19 protein-coding genes are annotated in these 16,882 nt (G+C 62.5%); 12 read left to right on the forward strand and 7 right to left on the reverse strand.

The features are described 5' to 3' along the window. Positions 1-9 precede the first annotated feature (9 nt). Complete coding sequence (locus PPUTUW4_RS08435) at positions 10-528, forward strand: cupin domain-containing protein (protein WP_015094241.1); 519 nt, start codon at positions 10-12, stop codon at positions 526-528. 202 nt (positions 529-730) lie between these two features. Here PPUTUW4_RS08435 and PPUTUW4_RS08440 read toward each other — a convergent pair whose 3' ends face one another. After that, positions 731-1,375: a DUF480 domain-containing protein gene (locus PPUTUW4_RS08440; protein ID WP_015094242.1), complete on the reverse strand. Its 645-nt coding sequence runs from the start codon at positions 1,373-1,375 to the stop codon at positions 731-733. Between the two features lie 172 nt (positions 1,376-1,547). Between PPUTUW4_RS08440 and PPUTUW4_RS08445 the strand changes: the two genes are divergently transcribed. The 7 genes from PPUTUW4_RS08445 to PPUTUW4_RS08475 are packed head-to-tail and all read left to right on the forward strand — an operon-like array spanning position 1,548 to position 7,220. After that, positions 1,548-2,720, forward strand: coding sequence for an acyl-CoA dehydrogenase family protein (locus tag PPUTUW4_RS08445; protein WP_041474999.1), 1,173 nt, complete (start codon positions 1,548-1,550; stop codon positions 2,718-2,720). After that, on the forward strand, positions 2,717-3,910 hold the full coding sequence (locus PPUTUW4_RS08450) for an acyl-CoA dehydrogenase family protein (RefSeq protein ID WP_015094244.1): 1,194 nt from the start codon (positions 2,717-2,719) through the stop codon (positions 3,908-3,910). Before PPUTUW4_RS08445 ends, PPUTUW4_RS08450 begins: the two co-directional genes overlap by 4 nt. A gap of 13 nt (positions 3,911-3,923) precedes the next feature. Continuing rightward, positions 3,924-4,706 (forward strand): SDR family oxidoreductase, encoded by a 783-nt coding sequence (locus PPUTUW4_RS08455; protein ID WP_015094245.1) that lies wholly within the window; start codon positions 3,924-3,926, stop codon positions 4,704-4,706. A gap of 2 nt (positions 4,707-4,708) precedes the next feature. Then, positions 4,709-5,167: a MaoC family dehydratase gene (locus PPUTUW4_RS08460; RefSeq protein ID WP_015094246.1), complete on the forward strand. Its 459-nt coding sequence runs from the start codon at positions 4,709-4,711 to the stop codon at positions 5,165-5,167. 29 nt (positions 5,168-5,196) lie between these two features. Next, a complete protein-coding gene (locus PPUTUW4_RS08465; protein WP_015094247.1) occupies positions 5,197-6,399 on the forward strand; it encodes an acetyl-CoA C-acyltransferase in 1,203 nt (400 codons plus the stop codon). Then, the gene (locus PPUTUW4_RS08470) at positions 6,400-6,789 is read left to right on the forward strand and encodes a steroid Delta-isomerase (protein WP_015094248.1); all 390 of its coding nucleotides are present in this window, start codon (positions 6,400-6,402) and stop codon (positions 6,787-6,789) included. Further along, positions 6,786-7,220 carry a nuclear transport factor 2 family protein gene (locus PPUTUW4_RS08475; protein WP_015094249.1) on the forward strand — a complete coding sequence of 145 codons (435 nt, stop codon included), beginning with the start codon at positions 6,786-6,788 and terminating at the stop codon, positions 7,218-7,220. The genes PPUTUW4_RS08470 and PPUTUW4_RS08475 overlap by 4 nt, the downstream gene beginning before the upstream one ends. A 314-nt stretch (positions 7,221-7,534) precedes the next feature. Here the strand turns inward: PPUTUW4_RS08475 and PPUTUW4_RS08480 are convergent, their stop codons facing one another. Both PPUTUW4_RS08480 and PPUTUW4_RS08485 read right to left on the reverse strand, forming a co-directional pair. Then, on the reverse strand, positions 7,535-8,029 hold the full coding sequence (locus PPUTUW4_RS08480; RefSeq protein WP_015094250.1) for an SRPBCC family protein: 495 nt from the start codon (positions 8,027-8,029) through the stop codon (positions 7,535-7,537). A 13-nt stretch (positions 8,030-8,042) separates the two neighbouring features. Further along, a complete protein-coding gene (locus tag PPUTUW4_RS08485; protein WP_015094251.1) occupies positions 8,043-8,819 on the reverse strand; it encodes an SDR family oxidoreductase in 777 nt (258 codons plus the stop codon). A gap of 268 nt (positions 8,820-9,087) precedes the next feature. On the opposite strand from PPUTUW4_RS08485, the gene PPUTUW4_RS08490 reads away from it, so the two are divergent. From PPUTUW4_RS08490 to dmpG, 4 genes are read left to right on the forward strand one after another with little or no spacing between them, the layout of a single operon-like run. Then, positions 9,088-9,930: an alpha/beta fold hydrolase gene (locus PPUTUW4_RS08490; RefSeq protein WP_015094252.1), complete on the forward strand. Its 843-nt coding sequence runs from the start codon at positions 9,088-9,090 to the stop codon at positions 9,928-9,930. Then, on the forward strand, positions 9,927-10,718 hold the full coding sequence (locus tag PPUTUW4_RS08495) for a fumarylacetoacetate hydrolase family protein (RefSeq protein WP_015094253.1): 792 nt from the start codon (positions 9,927-9,929) through the stop codon (positions 10,716-10,718). The genes PPUTUW4_RS08490 and PPUTUW4_RS08495 overlap by 4 nt, the downstream gene beginning before the upstream one ends. 18 nt (positions 10,719-10,736) lie before the next feature. After that, on the forward strand, positions 10,737-11,645 hold the full coding sequence (locus tag PPUTUW4_RS08500) for an acetaldehyde dehydrogenase (acetylating) (protein WP_015094254.1): 909 nt from the start codon (positions 10,737-10,739) through the stop codon (positions 11,643-11,645). A 12-nt stretch (positions 11,646-11,657) separates the two neighbouring features. Then, a complete protein-coding gene (gene dmpG / locus PPUTUW4_RS08505; protein WP_015094255.1) occupies positions 11,658-12,692 on the forward strand; it encodes a 4-hydroxy-2-oxovalerate aldolase in 1,035 nt (344 codons plus the stop codon). A 64-nt stretch (positions 12,693-12,756) separates the two neighbouring features. Here dmpG and PPUTUW4_RS30015 read toward each other — a convergent pair whose 3' ends face one another. The 4 genes from PPUTUW4_RS30015 to PPUTUW4_RS08520 form a co-directional block, all read right to left on the reverse strand. Continuing rightward, positions 12,757-12,924, reverse strand: a complete 168-nt coding sequence (locus PPUTUW4_RS30015; protein ID WP_007976884.1) for a hypothetical protein — start codon at positions 12,922-12,924, stop codon at positions 12,757-12,759. 870 nt (positions 12,925-13,794) lie between these two features. Continuing rightward, positions 13,795-14,343, reverse strand: a complete 549-nt coding sequence (gene nudE, locus PPUTUW4_RS08510) for an ADP compounds hydrolase NudE (RefSeq protein ID WP_015094257.1) — start codon at positions 14,341-14,343, stop codon at positions 13,795-13,797. Positions 14,344-14,430: 87 nt separating this feature from the next. Further along, entirely contained in the window at positions 14,431-15,561 is a 1,131-nt protein-coding gene (locus PPUTUW4_RS08515; protein WP_015094258.1) for a LuxR C-terminal-related transcriptional regulator, read from the reverse strand. A gap of 136 nt (positions 15,562-15,697) precedes the next feature. Then, positions 15,698-16,741, reverse strand: a complete 1,044-nt coding sequence (locus tag PPUTUW4_RS08520; RefSeq protein WP_015094259.1) for a Rieske 2Fe-2S domain-containing protein — start codon at positions 16,739-16,741, stop codon at positions 15,698-15,700. Positions 16,742-16,882: the final 141 nt, after the last annotated feature.

The raw sequence follows: 16,882 nt of genomic DNA on the forward strand, positions 1-16,882 counted from the left end.
GAGGTGCCCATGCATCCCCCCATTCTCAATTTGAACACTGTCGAGCTTGAACCGCTGCCCGAAGCGTTTGCGCCGAGCGGTGAAACCGCCGGTCGTTATCAACAGCGCCAGGCCCGGGTCGGTCAGCAACTGGGGGCGCAAAAGCTGGGATATCGCCTCTATGTGCTGGAGCCGGGCATGCGTGGCAGCCCGTTTCACAGTCATCGGGTCAATGAGGAAATGTTCTACGTCGTGGCCGGGGAAGGGCAGGTGCGCCTGGGAGACGAGCGTTTTCCAATCCGCACCGGTGATGTGATCGCCTGTCCACCGGGTGGGCCTGAACAGGCGCATCAGATCATCAATACCAGCAACGGCGAGTTGCGGTATCTGGCCGTCAGCACCCAGCAATCACCGGAGATCTGCGAATACCCGGATTCCGGCAAATACGCCGTGATGGATGACTTCAAGGTCGATGCCGAGGGGAATGCTTCAGGCTTTGTGGCGGTGGCCCGGCAGGCGGATGGGGTGGATTACTGGGACGGGGAGTAACTCAAAGCCCTTCAGTGTCAATCACACATGTCAGTCAGCCCATCGATCCACTGTGGGAGCGGGCTTGCCCGCGAATACGTCGGCATATCCAGCATTGATGTGACTGACAATCCGCTTTCGCGAGCAAGCCCGCTCCCACAGGTTTTGTGTCAATCACAAATGCCATTCAGCCCACAGGTTTTGTGCCAGGCAAACATCCAGGCTATTCCAGCCGTGCCAACCGCTCTTCCAGCGCCGCAATCCGCGCTTCCAGTTCTTCGATCCGTTCTACCGAAACCCCGTTGCTGCCACGTTCGGTCGGGTTCTGTCGTGCCGCCATGATGGCTTCGATATCCGCCGGATCACCCAGAGCGTGGGTATAGCGGTCTTCACGCTGGCCGGCCTGACGCGGTATCAGCACGGCCAGGCCCCGGGCGATCAGGCGTTCGAGTTGATGCACGACCTGTTCGGCGTCTTCGAATTCATGCATGCGGCCGCTGCGGGTCAGCAGTTCATTGACGGTCTGCGGGCCGCGCAGAAACATCAGCCCGGTCAGGATCACCTGCGCCGGCACCAGTTCCAGGGCCTTGTCGACCTTGTGTTCCCAACGATCGGCACGGCTGCCCATCACCAGCCTGGCGAAGCCGCGCCCTTCGAGCGCGCGCAGGCTCTGGCCGACCTGGCCCGGCGTCAGGTTCATCACCGGCTCGCGGCTGGTTTTCTGGTTGCAGGCGATCACCAGCGCATTGAGGGTCAGGGGATAGGTTTCCGGGCTGGTGGCCTGTTTCTCGATCAACGAACCCAGAATGCGAATTTCCGTACTGTTGAGCCGCGGTTCGTCGAAAGTCGTCTCTTGCTCAGTGCTCATGGTTCTGCATCCTTAGCTGATTCATGTTTTTCACTTGCGTGAGCGCACTTTGACATCGCCCGTTCGGACTAGGCAAGGCTAACGATTCTGCCGCGTCCCGCTGGCGCCAGACTTCATGCTCAAAGGGGTGTTGCGCCATGCGCGCCCCGCCAAACGAGCAGAAGGCGCCGCGATGGAGTTTGCATTCAGCGACGAACAGGAAATGATCCGCGCATCGGCCGAGGGCTTCCTCGCCGATGTCTCGGATTCTGCCGCCGTGCGGGCGGCAATGGTCAGTGAACGGGGTTTTGACGAAGTCCTCTGGCAGCGTTTGTGCCAGGAAATGTGCTGGCCCGCCATTCATATCCCCGAAACCTACGGTGGCCTTGGCCTCGGTTTTGTCGAGCTGACGATCCTGCTCGAAGAGATGGGCCGGCGTTTGCTGTGCTCACCGTTTTTCGCCACCGCCTGCATGGCCACACCCGCGCTGTTGCTGGCCGCCAATGATGAACAGAAACAGCGCTGGTTGCCGTCGATCGCCGATGGCAGCGTGACGGCGACCCTGGCGTTCAGCAGTGCCAACGGCTGGTCAGCCGACGATGTCCAGGCAACGGTGCTGGCCGAAGGTGACGGCTTCGTCCTCGACGGCACCCTCAAGCATGTGCTCGACGGCCATGGCGCTGATCTGTTGATCATTGCCGCACGACAACCCGGAACCACTGGCGAAAAGGGCATCAGCCTGTTTGCCGTGAACGCCGCAAGCGCAGGCATCGCGCGACAGATGTTGCCGACCATGGACCAGACCCGGCGCCAGGCGCGGATCCAGCTCAAGGGCCTGTACCTTGAAGCTGATGCGCTGCTGGGGGAGTTCGGTCACGGCTGGCCGCACCTTGAGCGCGTCCTGCAACTGGCCTGCATCGGCCTGGCTGCCGAGCAGACCGGCGGCGCGCAGCAGGTGCTCGATCTCAGCGTGGCCTACATGCAGGAGCGCCAGCAGTTCGGGCGCCCGATTGCCAGTTTCCAGGCCCTCAAACACCGCGCCGCGGACATGATGCTGCAAGTCGAATGCGCGCGTTCGGCCAGCTACTACGCCGCGTGCGTGGCCCAGGAGGTTCTCGACCCCCAGGGTGATCCGCAGGTCGCGGTCCAATTGCCGCTGGCGGCGGCGCTGGCCAAGGCGCAGTGCTCCGAGACCTATTTCCACTGCGCGTCCGAATCGATCCAGTTGCACGGCGGTGTCGGTTTCACCTGGGAATACGACCCGCACCTCTACTTCAAGCGCGCCCGCGCCAGCGAGAGTTTCCTCGGGCTACCGGCCTGGCATCGCGAGCGCATTGCTTCGGTGATTCTTGGAGAGCAGCCATGAAAATCAGTTTCAGCGAGCAGGACGAATGCTTCCGCCAGGAAGTGGCCGACTGGATGAGCGCCAACCTTTGCGGTGAGTTCGAGGCCCTGCGTTTTCGCGGCGGTCCGGGCGACGAGCACATGTTTCCCGAAGAGCGCAAAGCCTGGGAACGCAAACTCGCCGAAGGTGGCTGGACCTGCGTCGGCTGGGCGCCGGAGCATGGCGGGCGTGGCTTGTCGATCACCCGGCAAGTGATTTTCCACGAAGAATACGCCCGCGCCGGCGGCCCCGGTCGCATGGGTCATATCGGCGAAGGGCTGGCCGGGCCGACCATTGCCGCGTTTGGCACGGTTGAACAGCAACAGCGCTTTTTGCCGGGAATCGTCAGCGGCACGTCGTTCTGGTGCCAGGGCTATTCGGAGCCGGGGGCCGGTTCCGACCTGGCCAACGTCAAGACCCGCGCCACGCTGGATGAGGCGAGCGGTCAATGGGTGATCAATGGCCAGAAAGTCTGGACCTCCCTGGCCCACGAATCGGACTGGTGCTTTGTCATCGCTCGTACTGAACCTGGCAGCGTCGGCCATCGCGGCCTGTCGTTCCTGCTGGTGCCGATGGCCCAGGCGGAAATCACCGTGCGGCCTATCGAGCAACTGACCGGCACCTCGGAGTTCAACGAAGTGTTCTTCGACGATGCCCGCACCGACGCCGCCAACATCATCGGCGCGCCGGGCGACGGCTGGAAGATCGCCATGGCGCTGCTCGGTTTCGAGCGCGGTGTGTCGACCCTCGGCCAGCAGATGCAGTTTCAGAACGAACTCAACGAAATCATCGCCATCGCTAAAGCCAACGGTGCCGACCGCGATCCGATCCTGCGCCAGCGCCTGGCCGAAGCCTGGAGCGGGTTGCGGATCATGCGCTACAACTCGCTGCGCATGCTTTCGGGTAGCCAGGACGGTTCGCTGCGCAAAGAGGCGACCATCTACAAGCTGTTCTGGTCGACCTGGCACGCCAGCCTCGGCAAGTTGGCGATGGACGTGCTCGGCGCCGAAGCGGAACTGCTCGAAGCGGCGCCCTACCAACTGACCCGTTTGCAGTCGCTGTACCTGTTCAGCCGCGCCGACACCCTGTACGGCGGCAGCAACGAAATCCAGCGCAACATCATCGCCGAGCGTGCCTTGGGCATGCCCAAAGAGCCGCGTCCGCGCGCCTGAAAGGAGAGAGTTCATGTCTGTACCTCAATATGTTGAAGGTCGCGGCCTGCTGCGCGGCAAGTCGGTACTGATCACCGCGGCGGCGGGTGCCGGGATCGGTTTTTCCGCCGCCGTGCGTGCTGCCGAGGAAGGTTGCCGTGCGCTGATGATCAGCGACATCCATGAAGGCCGGTTGGCCGAAGCAGTGCTGAAAATTCGCGAAACCACCGGGTTGCAGCAGGTCTTCGGCCAGGTCTGCAACGTCGCTGACGAAGCCCAGGTGCAGCAGCTGATTGCCTGCGCCGAGCGCGACCTGCAAGGCGTCGACGTGCTGATCAACAACGCCGGCCTTGGCGGCTCACGCCTGCTGGTGGAGATGGGCGACGAGGAGTGGAACCGGGTGCTGGATGTGACGCTCACCGGCACCATGCGCATGACCCGCGCCATGCTGCCGAAAATGATGGAGCGGCGTGCCGGCGTCATCGTCAATAACGCCTCGGTACTGGGCTGGCGCGCGCAGAAAGAACAGTCGCACTACGCCGCGGCCAAGGCCGGGGTCATGGCGCTGACCCGCTGTGCAGCGGTCGAGGCCGCCGACTACGGCATCCGCATCAACGCGGTCAGTCCGAGCATCGCCCTGCACGATTTCCTGCGCAAATCCGCGCCCCAGGCGGTGCTCGATCAACTCGCCGCCAACGAAGCCTTCGGCCGCGCCGCCGAAGTCTGGGAAGTGGCCAACGTGATGATGTTCCTGGCCAGCGACTACAGCTCCTACATGACCGGCGAAGTGTTGTCGGTATCCAGCCAGAGGGCGTGACCATGCCACGTATTTTCGAGACGCCGATGGCCCTGTTCGAGGCCGTTGGCCAATCGCTCGGCGTCAGCGACTGGCTGCTACTGGAGCAGGACCGCATCGACCGGTTCGCCGACGCCACCGGCGATCACCAGTGGATTCACGTTGATCCGCTCAAGGCTGCCAGCGGCCCGTTTGGTGTTTGCATTGCCCATGGCTACCTGAGCCTGTCACTGGTCAACCTGTTCCTGCCGCAGATCGTCGAAGTCCGTGGCCTGGCCATGGGCGTCAACTACGGTTGCGAGCGGGTGCGCTTCCCTTCGGTGGTGCGCGTCGGTTCGCGGGTACGCGGCAGTGCGCAATTGATCGCGGTCGAGGAAGTGAAGGGCGGCGTGCAGGCGACCATCCGCGTCAGCGTCGACATCGACGGCCAGGAACGTCCAGGCGCCGTGGTCGACACCATCAGTCGCTATTACCCGGCCTGACCTTCAACAGCATTTTCGAGGAATCCAGCATGAAAGAAGCCGTCATCGTTTCGACCGCCCGTACTCCGATCGGCAAGGCCTTTCGCGGTGCGTTCAATGACACCGAGGCGCCGCAACTGGGCGGCCACGTGGTGCGCGAAGCCGTGCGCCGTGCCGGCATCGAGCCGGGTGAAGTGGACGACGTGATCATTGGCGCCGCCGCGCAGCAGGGCACGCAGTCCTACAACCTGGGGCGCCTGTGCGCGATCGCCGGCGGTTTGCCGACATCGGTTGCCGGGATGGCCGTTGAGCGCCAGTGCTCGTCGGGCCTGATGAGCATCGCCATGGCCGCCAAAGGCATCATGTGCGACGAAATCGACATCGCCGTGGCCGGTGGCCTGGAGTCGATTTCCCTGGTGCAGAACAAGCACAAGAACCTCTATCGCAACCAGTCGGCTTCAGTGATCGAGCTGGACCCGCACGCCTACATCCCGATGATCGAAACCGCCGAGATCGTCTCCGCGCGCTATGGCATCTCCCGCGACGAGCAGGACGAATACAGCTACCAGAGTCAGCTGCGTACCGCACAGGCCCAGAGCGCCGGGCGCTTCGACCGCGAACTCGCGCCGCTGACCAGCCGCAAGGCACTGTTCGACAAGGCTACCGGCGAAACCGGTTATGAATCCGTCACATTGCTGCGCGACGAGTGCAACCGCATCGACACCACCCTGCAAAGCCTGAAAGCGCTGGAGCCGGTATGGCCGGGCGGTCAGTGGAGCGACAAGGGGCGTTTCATCACCGCCGGCAATGCCTCGCAGTTGTCCGACGGTGCGTCGGCCTCGGTGTTGATGAGCGCCAAACTGGCCGAGAAGCGTGGCCTGGAACCGCTGGGGATCTATCGCGGCATGGCCGTCGCCGGCTGCAATTCCGACGAGATGGGCATCGGCCCGGTCTACGCCATTCCCAAGCTGCTCAAGCGCCACGGCCTGACCATGGACCACATCGGCCTCTGGGAGCTGAACGAAGCGTTCGCCTGTCAGGTGCTGTACTGCCGCGACACCCTGGGCATTCCCGCCGAGCGCCTGAACGTCAACGGCGGGGCGATTTCCATCGGTCATCCGTTCGGCATGTCCGGGGCGCGGATGGTTGGCCATGCGCTGATCGAAGGCCAGCGTCGCGGTTTGCGTTATGTGGTGGTGAGCATGTGCATCGGTGGCGGCATGGGCGCCGCCGCCCTGTTCGAGGTGGTCTGAATGATCAGCGCACAGCAGATCCAGGCAACCATGGCGCGTTATGTGGAGCTGGTGGATGCCGGCGACATCGAAGGCATCCTCGCGCTCTACGCCAAAGACGCCACTGTTGAAGACCCGGTCGGCCAGGCGCCGTTGCAGGGCATCGACGCCATCGCGCGTTTTTATCGTGAGGGGCTGGGGGCGATGAAAGTCTCCGCAACCCGGACCGGCCCGGTGCGCGCCACGCTCAACGGTTGCGGGGCGATGCCGTTCCGGGTCGACATGGAGTGGGGCGGGCAACCGTGCTCGCTGCATGTGATCGACGTGATGGAGTTCGATGCCCACGGCCAGATCCGCTCGATGAAAGCCTTCTGGAGCGAGGTCAACGTGACGGCGCGAGGTGCGGCATGAATCTGGAACAGCGGGTCGCCCGCCTGGAAGCGATGGAGGACATCCGCCAGCTCAAGCATCGCTACCTCAATGCCTGCGACCTCAAGCAGGTCGAGGTGATTGCCGACTGCTTTGCCGACGGTGAAGTGCTGATCGATTACGGTCCGTTGGGGATCTTTCATGAGCGCGACAGTTTTGTCGCGCTGTACCGCGAGCTGGCCTGCCATGAGCGGGTGATCGACCTGCATCATGGCGCCAACCCGGAAATCGAGGTGTTGGGCGAGGATCAGGCCCGGGGCCGTTGGGCCCTGTGGTATTTCAACCTGGATGGCGAGAGCGGGGCGACGCGGCAGTTGGGTGGGTTCTATCAGGACCGTTACCAGCGTATCGCCGGCCAATGGAAGATCGTCGCCACCCGTTTTATTGCTCACTCGGAAGTGGCGCGTTCCTGAGGGTCGCCGCGATCCCAAGGAGCTGGCTTGCCAGCGATGACGGTGTGTCAGGCGACATTGATGCTGGATGTTCCGACCCCATCGCTGGCAAGCCAGCTCCCACAGGTCTTATGGTGACCCCGGCATTTGCAAGCACCCCCAATCCCCTGTGGGAGCGGGCTTGCCCGCGAAGGCGGGGTGTCAGGCGACATCAATGTTGGATGTGCCGGCCCCTTCGCAGGCAAGCCAGCTCCCACAGTTTTTGTGGTGACCCCGGCATTTGCAAACACCCCCCAATCCCCTGTGGGAGCGGGCTTGCTCGCGAAGGCGGCGTGTCAGGCGACATCAATGCTGGATGTGCTCAAAGCCATATCGGAATTCTGCGTGCGGCCGGTTTCGTAGAAGGCCTTGAGGTTCTCGGCAATCTGCTGCACGACCTTGTTGAAGGACTTGGCCAGCAACCACTCTGCCAACCTGCCTCCGCGCAGGCTGTAACGCATTTGCAGGGTGATGCGGGTGGCAATGCCTTCGGCTTGCAGGGCATAACTGAAGCTTGCCTCGCGAAACGGAAAGGGCGAGTCATTGCCGCCCTTGTGCAACCGCAGGACGAACCCCGTGCCTTCGCGCCACTGCACCACGCTTTCATCCAGATACTGACCGCCCTTGCGCAACACCCGGCGACTGGCGCCGACACCCTCTGTTGCGCCTGGATGAAACTGGCAACCGGTCAGGCCCGGTACGTAATACGGAGCGAGGCTCAGGTCGCACAGTTTGGCCCAGGCGGCTTGTTGCGTGAGGTTCAGTACAACGCTGTGGCTGGCTACGGGCATGTCGAAAGTCCTCTTATGAATGGGATTGTGCCGCGTCGAGAAACGCCGGTCGCTCGCCAGCACCGTGCACCGCGATGTCCGCGCCGCTGACGTAACGGGCCAAAGACGACGCCAGGTACAGGCAGGTATCGCCAATGTCCTCCGGGGTCGCCAGGCGTTGCATTGGAATGGTTGCCGCCACCCGGGCAATGCCCGCGTCGTCACCATAATGCAAGGCGGCCTGCTCGGTGAGAATCAGCCCGGCGATCACCGCATTGACCCGCACCTTCGGCGCCCATTCCACCGCCAGCGAGGTGGTCAGGTTCAGCAGGCCGGCCTTGGCCGCGCCATAGGCGGCGGTGCCGGGGGAGGGGCGGGTGGCGCTTACGCTGCAGATGTTGATGATCGCGCCGCCGTCGACCTGGGCCTGCATCACTTGGTTGGCCTGCTGGCACAGGTTCAGTGGCGCGATCAGGTTCAAGCGAATGATCGCTTCACTGAAACGGGGAGAAGCGGTGGCCGCGTCGGCATTCGGTGAGCCGCCGGCGTTGTTGACCAGCACATCGAGGCGGCCGAAACGCTCGACGATCTGTGTGATCAAGCGCCCGGATTGTTCGACGTCCCGCAGGTCGCAGGGCACGAACAGCGCCTCGCGCCCGCCGCTGGCAGGCAAGGATGGCGGGGCTTGGCGACCGCAGATCACCACCTCGGCGCCGCACTCGAGAAAGCGCTGGCTGATGCCGCGACCCACACCTTTGCCACCGCCGGTGACCAGTACCACTTTGCCGCGAAAGTCCATTGGATCCAGCATGGGAATTCTCTTTTTGCTGCTCGGGAATGCCGTCGATGCTAGGTCTGTGGTTCCTGTAATCCAACGTCCGATGAGACTAGGAACGGTGTAGGAGCGAGCCTGCTCGCGATGGACGTCAACGATAACGCGTAAAACCTGATGCCCCACGGTGTCCTGGCGTTTTTCGCGAGCAGGCTCACTCCTACAGGGGCGTAGTCCTGTCGGACGATGTTGCGCAGCCGGCCCGTCTGAATAATCCAGCTACAACAACAGGCCGGGAGGACACCTTATGGGCGCTTTAGCGCAAGGGCACTTCGTTACGCTGCCGGATGGTTTGCAGCTGCGCTATGTGGATACAGGCGGGAAGGATGGCGGCAACGGCGAGCCGGTGATCTTCATCCATGGCAGCGGGCCGGGCGCCAGCGGTCACAGCAACTTCAAGCAGAACTACACGGTGTTTGCCGAGGCCGGTTACCGGGTGATAGTCCCGGATCTGCCGGGCTACGGCGCCTCGGACAAACCCGACACCCTCTACACCCTGGATTTTTTTGTCGCAGCCCTGAGCGGTTTGCTCGATGCCCTCGACATCCAGCGTTGTGTGTTGGTCGGTAATTCGTTGGGCGGCGCGATCGCGATCAAACTGGCCCTCGACCAACCGCAGCGTGTCAGCCGTCTGGTGCTGATGGCCCCCGGTGGCCTGATGGAAAAGGAACAGTATTACCTGCAGATGGAAGGTATCCAGAAAATGGGCGCGGCCTTCGCCAAGGGTGAGCTGAACGACGCGGCGGGCATGCGTCGCCTGCTGGCGCTGCAGCTGTTCGACGAAAGCCTGATCAGCGACGAGACGGTCAACGAGCGGGTGGCCGTGGTGCAACAGCAGCCGGTGTGCGTGCTGTCGACCATGCAGGTACCGAACATGACGTCGCGCCTGGGTGAGTTGCAGTGCCCGATCCTCGGTTTCTGGGGCATGAACGACAAGTTCTGCCCGTCCTCCGGCGCCCGGACCATGCTCGAGAACTGTTCCAGAATCCGTTTCGTGATGCTCAGCGAGTGCGGGCATTGGGTTCAGGTCGAGCACCGTGACTATTTCAACAGCCAGTGCCTGGCGTTTCTTCAGGAGGCCCGCGGATGAGCGTGCAATTGCGCCGTGAGTTCGGCGAAGAGCTTTATCAGGCGCTGCTCAGCGGCTCCACCCTGGCGCCGCTGACCGAGCGTTGGCCGTCGATCAGTATCGAAGACGCCTATCACATTTCCCTGTACGCCATTGAGCGTCGGGTGGCGGCCGGCGACCAGATCGTCGGCAAGAAGATCGGGGTGACCTCGGCGGCGGTGCAACAGATGCTCAACGTGCATCAACCGGATTTCGGCTTCATCACCCGGCAGATGTCGTTCGACGACGATGCGCAAATTTCCCTGTCCGCCAACAAACTGATCCAGCCCCGTGCCGAAGGCGAGATCGCCTTCAAGCTTAAGCACGACCTGGTCGGCCCCGGCATCACCGAGGCCGATGTGCTGGACGCGACCGAGTACGTAATGCCGTGCTTCGAGATCGTCGATTCGCGGATTCACGACTGGCGCATCCGCATCCAGGACACGGTCGCTGACAACGCCTCCTGCGGCGTATTCGTGCTGGGCGACAGCAAGGTCGACCCTCGCGAGCTGGACCTGCCCAACTTGCGCATGCGCGTGTTCAAGAACGGTGAACCCTTGAGCGAAGGCCTGGGTTCGGCGGTTCAGGGTAATCCATTGACGGCGGTGGCCTGGCTGGCCAACACCTTGGGCGCCTTCGGCATTCCGTTCAAGGCCGGGGAAATCATCCTGTCCGGCTCCCTGGTGCCACTGGAGCCGGCCCGTGCCGGCGACTGTTTTTCTCTGACCATCGATGGCCTGGGCAGTGCCCGGGTGTCTTTCTGCGCCTGACTTTTGGAGTTTGACCCCATGAGCAAAAAACTCAGAGCGGCCATTATCGGCCCGGGCAATATCGGCACCGATCTGCTGATGAAAATGTGCCGATCGCAATGGATCGAGCCGGTATGGATGGTTGGCGTCGACCCTGAATCCGAAGGCCTGAAACGAGCCCGGGAAATGGGCATCAAAACCACCGCCGACGGTGTCGATGGCTTGCTGCCGCACGTGCTCGACGATGATATTCGGATCGCTTTCGACGCCACCTCGGCCTACGTGCATGCGCAAAACAGTCGCAAGCTCAACGAGCTCGGGGTGATCATGATCGACCTCACGCCGGCGGCCATCGGCCCGTTCTGCGTGCCGCCGGTCAACCTCAAGGAGCACGCGTCGAGCCTGGCAATGAACGTCAACATGGTCACCTGCGGTGGCCAGGCGACCATCCCGATGGTGGCGGCGGTGTCGCGGGTGCAACCGGTGAGCTACGGCGAAATCGTTGCCACCGTGTCGTCCGGTTCGGTTGGCCCGGGTACCCGGCAGAACATCGATGAATTCACCCGCACCACGGCCGGTGCGGTGGAGAAGATCGGCGGCGCCCGACGCGGCAAGGCGATCATCGTCATCAACCCGGCCGAGCCGCCGCTGATGATGCGCGACACCATCCACTGCCTGACCGATGACGAGCCGAACCAGGATGCGATCCGCACCTCGGTGCTGGACATGGTTCGCGAGGTGCAGCGCTATGTGCCCGGCTACAAGCTGATCAACGGGCCGGTGTTCGACGGGCGCAAGGTGTCGATCTTCATCGAGGTCGAAGGCCTCGGCGACTTCCTGCCCAAGTCTGCCGGCAACCTCGACATCATGACCGCCGCCGGTTTGCGCACGGCCGAGATGTTCGCCGAAGAAGCCCACAAGGGCACCCTGCAACTGCCTGTCCGTTGAGTGGAGATGAGTATGAATTTGCAAGGTAAGAGCGTCCGTCTGCATGACATGAGCCTGCGCGACGGCATGCACGCCAAACAGCATCAGATCAGCATTGAACAAATGGTCGCGGTGGCCACCGGCCTCGATGGGGCCGGTGTGCCGCTGATCGAAATCACCCACGGCGATGGCCTGGGCGGTGCGTCGCTGAACTACGGCTTCCCGGCCCACAGCGACGAAGAGTACTTCGCTGCGGTGATCCCGCAGATGAAACAGGCCAGGGTTTCGGCCCTGTTATTGCCGGGGATCGGCACCCTCGACCACCTGAAAATGGCCCATGAACATGGGGTTTCGACCATTCGCGTGGCGACCCATTGCACCGAAGCGGACGTGTCCGGCCAGCACATCGGCATGTCGGCGAAGATGGGTCTGGACACCGTCGGCTTCCTGATGATGGCGCACATGGTCAGCCCGGAGAAACTGCTGGAGCAGGCGCGGCTGATGGAAAGCTACGGCGCCAATTGCATCTATTGCACCGACTCGGCCGGCTACATGCTGCCCGATGAAGTGACGCAAAAGATCGGTGCCCTGCGCGCCGGCCTGAACGCCGGGACCGAAGTCGGTTTTCACGGCCACCACAACATGGGCATGGCCATCGCCAACTCACTGGCCGCGATCGAGGCCGGTGCTGCGCGGATCGACGGGTCTGTGGCGGGCCTTGGCGCAGGGGCGGGCAATACGCCGCTGGAAGTGTTCGTCGCGGTGCTGGAGCGCATGGGGGTCAACAGTGGCGTGGATCTGTACAAGATCATGGACGTGGCCGAAGACCTGGTGGTGCCGATGATGGACCAGCCGATCCGCCTTGACCGCGATGCGCTGACTTTGGGTTATGCCGGGGTTTACAGTTCGTTCCTGCTGTTCGCCAAGCGTGCTGAACAGAAGTACGGGATTGCCGCCCGTGAGCTGCTGGTGGAGCTGGGCCGACGCGGGACTGTGGGTGGTCAGGAGGACATGATTGAAGACCTGGCGCTGACTCTGTCGCGGGCGAGGGCGGTGTTACCGACCTGATCCCGGGGAAGCAAAAAAACCACCGATGATTCGGTGGTTTTTTATTGCCGGTGAAATCTTGCGCTTAAGGCAACAAATTACGTACCAGCGGTGGATAGCAATTGATCGCCGTGCTCGCACAACTGAAATACGCCGTGGTCGGTCGATAGGCTTCGTTTTTGAACAGTTGGCACAGACTGGTGGAAGCGCCTGCACAGACGATGATGAATAGAGCACAAGTGGATTTGCGCATGGTGGGTCTCGACACGGTTTTATTGTTGTAGAGACAGGTTATGGCGACGGTTCGCCAGTGGCTTCGTCCGAATGGACTAGTTGATGGCTTGAGAGCTCCGCAACCCCTGTGGGAGCGAGCCTGCTCGCGAAGGCGGTGTATCAGGCGACGTGGATGTTGAATGTGCCGGCCTCTTCGCGAGCAAGCCCGCTCCCACAGGTTACTTGGCGTTTCCGGGATTTGCGTCTGGCTGCAATCCCCTGTGGGAGCGAGCCTGTTCGCGAAGGCGGTGTATCACGCGACGTGGATGTTGAATGTGCCGGCCCCTTCGCGAGCAAGCCCGCTCCCACAGTTACTTGGCGTTTCCGGGATTTGCGTCTGGCTGCAATCCCCTGTGGAGCGAGCCTGCTCGCGAAAGCGGAGTGTCAGGCGACGTGGATGTTGAATGTGCCGGCCCCTTCGCGAGCAAGCCCGCTCCCACAGGTTACTTGGCGTTTCCGGGATTTGCGTCTGGCTGCAATCCCTGTGGGAGCGAGCCTGCTCGCGAAAGCGGAGTGTCAGGCGACATGGATGTTAAATGTGCTGCCCCTTCGAAGCAAGCTCGCTCCCACAGGTTACTTGGCGTTTCCGGGATTTGCGTCTGGCTGCAATCCCCTGTGGGACGGAGCCTGCTCGCGAAAGCGGAGTGTCAGGCGACGTGGATGTTGAATGTGCCGGCCCCTTCGCGAGCAAGCCCGCTCCCACAGGTTACTTGGCGTTTCCGGGATTTGCGTCTGGCTGCAATTCCCTGTGGGACGAGCCTGCTCGCGAAAGGGGAGTGTCAGGCGACGAGGATGTTGAATGTGCCGGCCTCTTCGCGAGCAGGCTCGCTCCCACAGGTTCTGTGTGGTGTCAGGTTCTTCGGGCGAGGGCGCCCATGGCCATGAACAGCGCAGCAATGGCCCTGGCTTCGTGGAGGTCACCGCGGGCCACCAGTTCGGGGATCTGTGCCAGGGGTACACGCAAGCATTCAAGGGGTTCGGGTTCGTCGCCTTCGAGTTGGCAGGGGCTCAGTTGTTCGGCCAATACCACCCGGTAGCGATGGCACAAATGCCCCGGTGCCAGGGTCAGTTCGCCCAGTTCGGTGAGGCGTGCGGCGCGCAGGCCGACTTCTTCGCTCAGCTCGCGTTGCGCCGCCTGCAAATAGTCTTCATCGGGCTTGGCGCCGCCCTTGGGCAGGCCGAGTATGGTTTTTTCCACACCGACCGCGTATTCGCGCACCAGCAGCACATGCGCAGGATCGGGCATCGCCACCAGCATCACCGAGCGATAACCGGTGCCGCGCAGGCGTTCGTAGACCCGCTGCTGGCCGTTGCTGAATTGCAGGTGCAGGGCTTCGATCTGAAAGTGGCCGCTTTGCGCCAGCAGTTCAGTCTTGAGGATGGTTGGGCAGTTGCGCATGGGGCAGTCCCCTGTTTGGGATGGGGACACTGTGCGCTGTACCACGGGGGCCGCCATCGTCCGAGCGGACGAGGGCGGCAATGAGGCTCAGCCGAGGGTCGCCACGCTGCGCAGGATCAGGCGCACCAGCATGGTCTGGCGGGTCACGCCGGTCTTGGAGAAGGTCGAGCGCAGGTGGGCCCGCGAGGTGTTGCGGCTGATGCCCAGCTCTTCCGAGGCTTCGTCGAGGGTCAGACCGTTGGCCAGCAACATCGCCAACTGGGTTTCCGCCGGGGTGAAGTCGAACAGCGCGCGCACGATTTCCTGCGGTGCGGTGGACTGTTGTTCCGGGTCGCTGATGAAAATCACCACGGTCGGGCACTGTTTGCCCTCGCTCCAGTCGGTCAATGGCACCGAGCGCACGATGATCCCCAGGTCCGCTTTGCCGGACGGCCGCTGCACGCGCAGGGCTTCGACCACGGACGGGTTGCTGCTCTTTTGCGACAGCAGCGACTGCTTGACCAGGCGGCGGAACTCCTGGGTGTCCCGGGCCGTTCCCACCTGCAGGCCATCGTTGACCAGTTTGATGCCGTCCTTTTCCTGGATCAGCCGGTCGGCCACCTGGTTGGTCTGCAGCACCTTGCCGGACTCGTCGAGGATGATCGTGCCGACCGCCATCTGGTTCACCGCGCCGGCGTACAGGTTGCGCTCGGCTTCGATGCGGTTGAGCTGCATGTGGATCTTGATCGACCGCTCCAGGTGTGGAATGAAATGCGTGAGCATGGCCTTTTCTTCATTGCCGAAAGGCTTGTCGTCACGTCCGCGGCTGATGCGAATGCGGCACTGGGCGCCCTCGACGGTGTTGATGTCGGCACCGAGGATGTGGAACACGTCCACCGGTTCCAGGAAATTCTTGTAGAACTCGGAGTTCTGCCAGTCGTCGTTGGAGACGAACTCGGCGAGGGTCACGACCTGGCGGTTGGGCAGGTCGACAAAGGGGTCGAGGCTGAAAAAGTGTTTGTTATACGACGCGGTCGCCTCGGTCGAAGTGCCGGTGGTGTTGACCATCAACCCGTCCACGTGGGCGCTGGGTGGACGCAGGATGAAAGTCACGTACTTGCTGTTCAGATGCACATTGAGCTGATTGAGGAAAGTCGCCCAGGGAATGTTTTCCAGCGGACCCTGATAGAGGTTGCCGATCAAATCACTGAACGTATCGAGGCTGAGGCTCTGCTGCATAGGGAAAAACCGTTTTTATTATTAGCGTTGGCGGTGGCCGAGAATAAGCGCCGGTATCGACTCCTTGCAACGCTCGGGCTCAGGGCCTGACAGGCGGCTGCCGATCAGGCCCGGGGCGGGCGAAAAGCCGCTGGCGTCAGACCCGTTCGCTGGCGCGCACGACATACTTCTTGTGTTCGGCAACGTCCGCCGACAGCGCCTCGACGTCGGTGTAGAACTGCTCGTACCAACGGCGCAACTGATAGACCGGGCCGTCGCCGTCGCACAGCAGCGGGTTGTCGACGCGGGTCTTGCTGTGCCAGATGGCCACGTCTTCGTAGAAGGCTGCCTGGGCCTGTGCCACGTAGGCCTTGGCCATCGCCTGGTTCTGCTCTTCGCTGAGCCCCGGGATTTTTTTCACCAGCACGCCGTAGCGCAGGGTGAAGCTGTCCAGATCGATCGGCACGTGGCAGTTGAGCAGGATCGAATGGATCGGCTGGCCGTTCATGGCGCCGTTCATTTCGGTGATCTGATAGGCCGGGCCGAAGTAGGTGGCTTCGGTGGTCAACACGCTGTCGCCGGACAAGCGTTCGCTGCGGGCGCGCATGATCTGGGTGGCCAGGTGGCCTTCGAAAACATTGATGAACTCATCGACCGGCGCGCCGTGCACTGTGCCGAAGTGCGCCATATCGGCGATGTTGTCGATCAGTTCGCGGCAGTTGGTGCCAATCTGCAACTCGGCGACTTCCCACTCGGCCCATTCGTCGCTGTAGCAGGCGTCGATGCGCGGAATGCGTTGTTCCGGCAGCGGCGGGTTGCCTTCGGGGTCATTCCAGACGAACAACAGCTGGTTCTCTTCCATGATCGGCCAGCTCTTGATCCTGGCCCGTGGCGGAATGCGTTTGGCGTAGGGGATGTCGTCGCACACGCCATCGGCGCCCCAGCGCCAGGCGTGGAACGGACAGCGGATCGAGTTGCCCTCAACGCAACCGGTGCTCAGGTCGGCACCCATGTGCGGGCAGTAGCCATCAAGAATATGCAGTTCGCCGTCTTCACCCTGGAACGCCACCAAGCGGGTGCCGAACACCTCCAGGCGATGGGCCTTGCCGTCGCGGTATTGCGCAGCCAGGCCCAGGCAATGCCAGCCACGGGCGTAGCGGTCTTGAAGCAGTTTGGCTTCGATGCGGTGCAGGGTACTCATCTTATTATTCTCCCAAGGGATCACGGGGTTGGCGCATGCAAGGGATTCTGCCGCCCCTGTAAAAGCGGGCATCGTCTGAATGGACGATGGCTGCTTCAAGCCGGCCCGCTCTACTGGCGCCATTGGACCCATGGCAGGAGT

This window comes from Pseudomonas sp. UW4, assembly GCF_000316175.1.
In the GTDB taxonomy this organism is placed as follows: Bacteria; Pseudomonadota; Gammaproteobacteria; order Pseudomonadales; family Pseudomonadaceae; genus Aquipseudomonas; species Aquipseudomonas laurylsulfatiphila.